This is a genomic window from Streptomyces cucumeris, assembly GCF_024295805.1.
In the GTDB taxonomy this organism is placed as follows: Bacteria; Actinomycetota; Actinomycetes; order Streptomycetales; family Streptomycetaceae; genus Streptomyces; species Streptomyces cucumeris.
The window spans coordinates 125,407-129,933 of record NZ_JANCLX010000008.1 but is presented as its reverse complement, the minus strand read 5'-3'; the positions used below and the strand labels follow the sequence as shown (position 1 = coordinate 129,933).

4 protein-coding genes are annotated in these 4,527 nt (G+C 68.7%); all 4 read right to left on the bottom strand.

Annotated elements, in window-relative coordinates:
• Positions 1-96: 96 nt before the first annotated feature.
• The 4 genes from NMK44_RS14725 to NMK44_RS14710 are packed head-to-tail and all read right to left on the bottom strand — an operon-like array spanning position 97 to position 4,412.
• Positions 97-813 carry an ABC transporter ATP-binding protein gene (locus tag NMK44_RS14725; protein WP_254742931.1) on the bottom strand — a complete coding sequence of 239 codons (717 nt, stop codon included), beginning with the start codon at positions 811-813 and terminating at the stop codon, positions 97-99.
• Positions 810-1,721, bottom strand: a complete 912-nt coding sequence (locus tag NMK44_RS14720) for an ABC transporter ATP-binding protein (protein WP_302888241.1) — start codon at positions 1,719-1,721, stop codon at positions 810-812. Before NMK44_RS14720 ends, NMK44_RS14725 begins: the two co-directional genes overlap by 4 nt.
• A 5-nt stretch (positions 1,722-1,726) precedes the next feature.
• Complete coding sequence (locus NMK44_RS14715) at positions 1,727-3,469, bottom strand: branched-chain amino acid ABC transporter permease (RefSeq protein WP_254742925.1); 1,743 nt, start codon at positions 3,467-3,469, stop codon at positions 1,727-1,729.
• A gap of 10 nt (positions 3,470-3,479) precedes the next feature.
• Positions 3,480-4,412 (bottom strand): branched-chain amino acid ABC transporter permease, encoded by a 933-nt coding sequence (locus NMK44_RS14710; RefSeq protein WP_254742922.1) that lies wholly within the window; start codon positions 4,410-4,412, stop codon positions 3,480-3,482.
• Positions 4,413-4,527: the final 115 nt, after the last annotated feature.

Below are 4,527 nucleotides of genomic sequence, written 5' to 3'. Positions count from 1 at the left end.
CCGACCACCCCCATGGCGCCCGCCCCCGCGGACCTACCGGGCCGCCCCCCGCACCGTGCGCACGGTGCGGGCCTCTCCCTTCTTCTTCCTGCGTGCTCAGTCCTCGCCGAGGTACGCCTTCCGCACCGACTCGTCGTGCAGCAGCGACTCCCCGGAGCCCGACAGCACGATCTTGCCGATCTCCATCACATGGCCCTGATCGGCCAGCGACAGCGCCGCCTGGGCGTTCTGCTCCACCAGCAGGATGGTGGTGCCCTGCGCCTTCAGCTCGGCGATCGTCTGCATGATCTTCTGCATCATGATCGGCGAGAGACCCATCGAGGGCTCGTCGAGCATCAGCAGCTTGGGACGGGACATCAGCGCCCGGCCCATGGCGAGCATCTGCTGCTCACCGCCGGAGAGGGTGCCCGCCGCCTGGGCGCGGCGTTCACCGAGGATGGGGAAGAGGTCGTACGCCTTCTGGATATCGGCGGCGATCCCGTCCGTGTCCTTCCGGAGAAACGCTCCGAGCTGGAGGTTCTCGGCGATCGTCAGCCGGGGGAAGATATGCCGTCCCTCGGGCGAGTGGGCCAGGCCCAGCGCGACGATCTTGTGGGCGGGGATGCCCTTGAGCGGCTTGCCGTCGAAGCGGATGGAGCCGCCGAGGGGTTCCAGGAGGCCGGACAGGGTGCGCAGGGTGGTCGTCTTACCGGCGCCGTTGGTGCCGATCAGGGTGACGACCTGGCCTGCCTCGACGCTGAACGAGATGCCCTTGACGGCTTCGATCTTGCCGTAGGCGACCCGCAGGTCCTCGACCTCGAGCAGTGCGGTCACTGTTCGTCCTCCGTACGTGCTGTGGTGCTCTCCGCGTCGCCGGTGACGGCCGACTTCTTCGGGCCCGCCCCACCGGCTCCGGCCTCCGCGGCCTCGACCTCGGCGGCCTCCTCCTCGCCCGGGTCGCCCTCGAAGGGCGTACCGAGGTAGGCGGCGACCACGCGTTCATCGCTCTGGACGACGTCCGAGGTGCCCTCGACCAGCTTCTGGCCCTGGACGAGTACGGCGACCCGGTCGCACAGGTTGAAGATGAAGCGCATGTCGTGCTCGATGACGAGCACGGCGGTGCCCCGGTCCCGGATGGCGAAGACCAGTTCCTCGGTGACCCGGGTCTCCTGCGGGTTCATTCCCGCGGTGGGCTCGTCGAGGAGGAGCAGCCCGGGGTCGCTGGCGAGGGCCCGGGCGATCTCCAGCTTGCGCTGCTCACCGTAGGGGAGGTTGCGGGAAAGGTGGTCGGCCTTGTCGGCGAGGCCGGTGAACTCCAGGAGTTCCATGGCCCGTTCCCTGGACGCGGCCTCGGCCCGCTTGAAGCCGGGGCCGCGCAGCAGGGCGGACCACAGGCCCTCCTTGGTGCGGGTGTGGCGGCCGACGAGGACGTTCTCCAGCACCGTCATATTGGCGAAGAGCCGGATGTTCTGGAAGGTGCGGGCGACACCGGCCTGGGTGACCATATGCGGCTTGGGCGGCAGCACGGTCCCCTTGTAGGACACGGTGCCCTCGGTGGGCACGTACAGCCCGGTGAGGCAGTTGAAGAAGGTGGTCTTGCCCGCGCCGTTGGGGCCGATGAGGCCGACGATCTCGCCCGGGTGGACGGCGAGGTCGACCGAGCGTACGGCCGTGAGTCCGCCGAAGCGCATGGTGACGCCGGTGGCGGTGAGCACGGGAGCGGTCGTGGTGGTGGTCGTCATGTCGGTCACGCCTCCGCCTTGGTGACGCCGACGGCGCTGTTCTGGAGCCCGGTGCCGTCGGGCACATCGAGCTGGCCGGTCTCGTGGTATTCGAGCTGCTGCCGCCGGTTGGGGATGATTCCTTCGGGGCGGAAGCGCATCAGCAGGATCAGCGCGATACCGAAGGCGAGGAGCTGGTAGTCCTGGAGGAATTCCAGCTTCTTGGGGATCAGGAAGAGCAGCGTGGCGCCCAGCAGCGGACCGCCGATGGTGCCCATACCGCCGAGGATGACGGCGGCGAGCAGGAAGGTGGAGTTCGGCGGCACGGTGTTGGTGAAGACGTACTGCTCGGGGACGACGGTGGTCTGGAAGTGGGCCCAGACGGTGCCCGCGAATCCGGCGAGGGTGGCGCCGAGGGCGAAGGCGATGAGCTTGACCCGGAAGCCGTTGATGCCCATCGCGGTGGCGGCCGTCTCGTCCTCGCGGATGGCCACCCAGGCGCGCCCGATCCGGGAGTTGCCCGCCCGGCTGAAGACGAGCACCACGATGATCGTGACGAGCAGCATCAGCAGGTAGTAGTTGCCGTTGGAGTCGAGGGTGAGCCCCGCGAAGGTGTGATCGTCGGCGAAGTTGAAGCCGAAGATCTCCAGCGGCGGGATATTGGGGATGCCGTTGGGACCGTTGGTGACCGAGGGGCCGGAGGTGCCGTCGAGGTTGAGCACGGCGAGGCGGAAGATCTCTCCGAAGCCCAGGGTGACGATGGCGAGGTAGTCGCCGCGCAGCCGCAGGGTCGGGGCGCCGATGACCACCCCGAAGATCAGCGAGACCGCGGCGCCGGTGATCATCGCGGCCCAGAACGGGAGGTGGACGTCGATGGTGGAGGCGGTGGCTCCGGAGACCAGGGCCGCGGTGTAGGCGCCGACACCGAGGAAGGCGACATAACCGAGGTCGAGGAGTCCGGAGAGGCCGACCACGATGTTCAGGCCGAGGGCGACGGTCGCGAAGATGGCGATGTTGACGCCGAGTTCGGTGAAGCTGGCCTTGTCCTGGAAGAAGGGGAAGGCGACGGCCGTGACCAGTGCCGCGATCAGGGTGGTGGAGCGGTGGGTGGTGGTGAGCGCGCTGATCCGGGTGATCAGCCCCGACTTGGTCAGGGTGATGGCACCGAAGATCACCGCGATCAGGTAGCCGAGGAACGGCTCGGGATGCTCGGCGTCGGTCTGGATGCCGTAGTTGAGGACGTACAGACCGACGGCGAAGGCACCCGCGATGATCAGGATCTCGGCCCAGGAGGGGAGCTCCTTGGGGCGGCAGATCGGCCGGGTGTCATCCGGCAGCAGGAAGGCGGTGGCGACCGGGGCCGCGGTGGCCAGGGCTGCGACGTAGCCACCGGGCTCCAGGTTGACCAGGCCGTCGAGGTCGACGGCGATGGCGATGACCGTGAACCAGGTGACGGCGAAGGTGCCCAGGGCCGCCGCGCGCAGGGCCGCGGTGGAACCGGCCGGGGTGAGCCAGCGCAGCCCCCGGATCTCCAGGGCGGAGAGCGCGAAGAGGGTGGTGGCCAGCGCCAGCACGAGGGTGAGGAGCTGGAGTCCGCCGGGATAGCCGTAGACGGTGAGGTCCCCGGGGAACTCGTCCGTCCAGGTCCAGGCGAGGAAGGTGGAGAGGACCCCGGCCAGCCCGCCGGCGGCGGTGAGCGCGCGCAGCAGGGTGGTGCGGGGGGCGGCGCCGGTGTTCCGGGCGGTGTTCTTGGTGGTGTCGGTGCTCATGGTCACTCCCTCACGCCCGGTCCGCTACGCGTTCGCCGAGCAGGCCCTGTGGCCTGACCAGCAGGACGAGGATGAGCAGGGCGAACGCCCAGACGTCCTTCCAGGCACCGCCACCGAGCTGGTCCATTCCGGGGATGTCCTGGATGTACTTGATGGCCAGGGCTTCGGCGATACCGAGGACGACGCCGCCGAGCATGGCGCCGTAGATGTTGCCGATGCCGCCGAGGACGGCGGCGGTGAACGCCTTGAGACCGGCGATGAAGCCCATCTCGAAGTTGATCTGGCCGTACTTGAGCCCGTGGGAGACGGCCGCGACGGCGGCGAACGCACCGCCGATGGCGAAGGCCATCACGATGATGCGGTCGGTGTTGATACCCATCAGCTTGGCGGTGTCGGGGTCCTGGGCGGTGGCCTGCATGGCGCGGCCGGACCGGCTCTTGGACACGAACAGGCCCAGGGCGAGCATGCACATCGGGGCGGCTATCAGCAGGAAGGCGTCGCCCCGCTGGATGTGCAGATCGCTGAGGATCTCAAAGGACTTGCCCTCGAACTGCGGGAAGCTGCGGGGCTTCTTGGCGTCCGGGTAGAAGGCCCAGATTGCCTGCTGCAACGCGATGGACAGGCCGATCGCGGTGATGAGTGGTGCGAGTCGTGGTCCGCCACGCAGGGGTCGGTAGGCGAAGCGTTCGGCCGCCGTCGCGATGCCGACCGACGCGACCACTCCGCCGATGAGCATCAGCGGCAGGGCCAGCGAGAGTGCGGTGCCACTGGGCAGCCAGATGTAGATGGTGAGGGCGCCGAAGCCCCCGATCATGAAGATCTCGCCATGGGCGAAGTTGATGAGCTGGACGATGCCGTAGACCATGGTGTACCCGATGGCGATCAAGCCATAGAGAGCACCGAGGGTCAGGCCGTTGACCAGCGTTTGCGGCAGTTCGTGCACCGCAGGGCCTCCGATGAGCGTGTCGGATTATGACGCCGCGGGGGGGGGGGGGGGGGGGGCCCCCCGCCGGTGCGTGGGGGGAGTGGGGGGGCGGAGGCGGGGCAGTCCTGGACGG